Source organism: Amycolatopsis sp. cmx-4-61, from assembly GCF_046548775.1.
In the GTDB taxonomy this organism is placed as follows: domain Bacteria; phylum Actinomycetota; class Actinomycetes; order Mycobacteriales; family Pseudonocardiaceae; genus Amycolatopsis.
Map to the genome: position 1 here is coordinate 1 of NZ_JAEBEI010000059.1, position 1,440 is coordinate 1,440.

Sequence of the window (1,440 nt, forward strand, 5' to 3'; positions counted from 1 at the left end):
CGAAGGAGCTTCTCAATGATGTTGTCAAGCCGCCGCGGTGACGGGTGTGGCTTGGTAGCGGGCTCCGTCCCGGATCATGGCCCACAGGACGTTGACCCGGCGACGGGCGAGGGAGAGCAGCGCCTGTTTGTGGTTTTTCCCCTCGTGCCGTTTTCGCCAGTAGTAGGCGTGAGAGGCAGGGCAACCTCGCAGGCTGGCCAGCGCGGACAAGTAGAACGCGCGCAGCAGGGTGCGGTTGAACCGTCGTGGTCGGCGGAGGTTGCCGCTGACTCGGCCGGAGTCGCGTGGTGCCGGTGCGAGGCCGGCGAACCCGGCGAGGCGGTCGGCGCTGCCGAACGCGGTCAGGTCACCGCCGGTGGCGGCGATGATGTCCGCGCCGAGCTGGATGCCCAGGCCGGGCAGGCTGAGGATCACCTCGGCGTGGCGGTGCTGGCGAAACCGGGCCTCGATAAGGGTGTCGAGCTCGCGGATCTCCTCGTCGAGGGCCATCACCCCCTTCGCCAGGCGCGCGACCATCGTGGCTGCCAGTTTCTCGCCGGGCAGGCTGGCGTGCTGGGCGCCGGCCGCGTCGACCGCTGCCTGGGCGAGGGCGGCCGCGTTGCGGACCTTGCGTTTGACCAGCCACGCTTCGATCCGTTTCGCGCCCGCCCGGCGGATCGCGTCCGGAGTCTGGAATCCGGTGAGCAGCACGACCGGGCCCTGGTTGGTCAGCTCGAGCGCGCGTTCCAGCGCGGGGAAGATCTCCAGCAGCTGGGCGTGCAGCCGGTTGATCTGCCGGGTCCGGTCAGCCACCACGTCGGCGCGCCGTGTGGTCAGCGTGCGCAAATCGACGGCGATCTCGTCGCCGGGGCGCAGCTGTCCGAGGTCGTTGCGCATGCGGGCCTGGTCGGCGATGACGAACGCGTCCTTCGCGTCGGTTTTTCCTTCTCCCCGGTAAGAACCGGAGGCGCGGTGCACGGCCAAACCGGTCAGATAGGTCATCGGCTGGTTGCGGTTGACCAGCAGCCCGATCAGCAGCGCGGCACCGCCGTGGTTGAGGTCGACCGCCCACAGCACGTCCGGCGAGATCGCGAGCACGTCGGCGATCAGCTCCAGCAGCGCGGTCTCGTCGTTGAGCACCCGACGCGACAGCAACCGCTCACCCCGGGCATTGATCACCACGCAGTGGTGATATTCCTTGCCCACGTCCACTCCGGCCCACACTTCGGGCATCGGCACCTCCGCACGCTCGATCGTCACTGGTCCCACAGACGACCTCGCCGACGTTGCCCTACACAGCGATCGTTCGCGGTTCTCAATCAGCGGTCGAGTCGTCGCGGGGGCTGCGGGTGGCCAAGCTCCTTGAGCCATCCGACGGCTCCCGTCATGCAGCCATGCCCGCAGCCCCTGGGTCCACCGAGCCTACGAATGCCGATTCAGACCCAAACAGAAAGGTAGGGC

The 1,440-nt window shown here is 68.4% G+C and carries 1 protein-coding gene; it reads right to left on the bottom strand.

From position 1 onward, the window contains the following. Positions 1-24: 24 nt before the first annotated feature. The gene (locus tag ACLJOU_RS46875) at positions 25-1,212 is read right to left on the bottom strand and encodes an IS110 family transposase (RefSeq protein WP_410575779.1); all 1,188 of its coding nucleotides are present in this window, start codon (positions 1,210-1,212) and stop codon (positions 25-27) included. Positions 1,213-1,440: the final 228 nt, after the last annotated feature.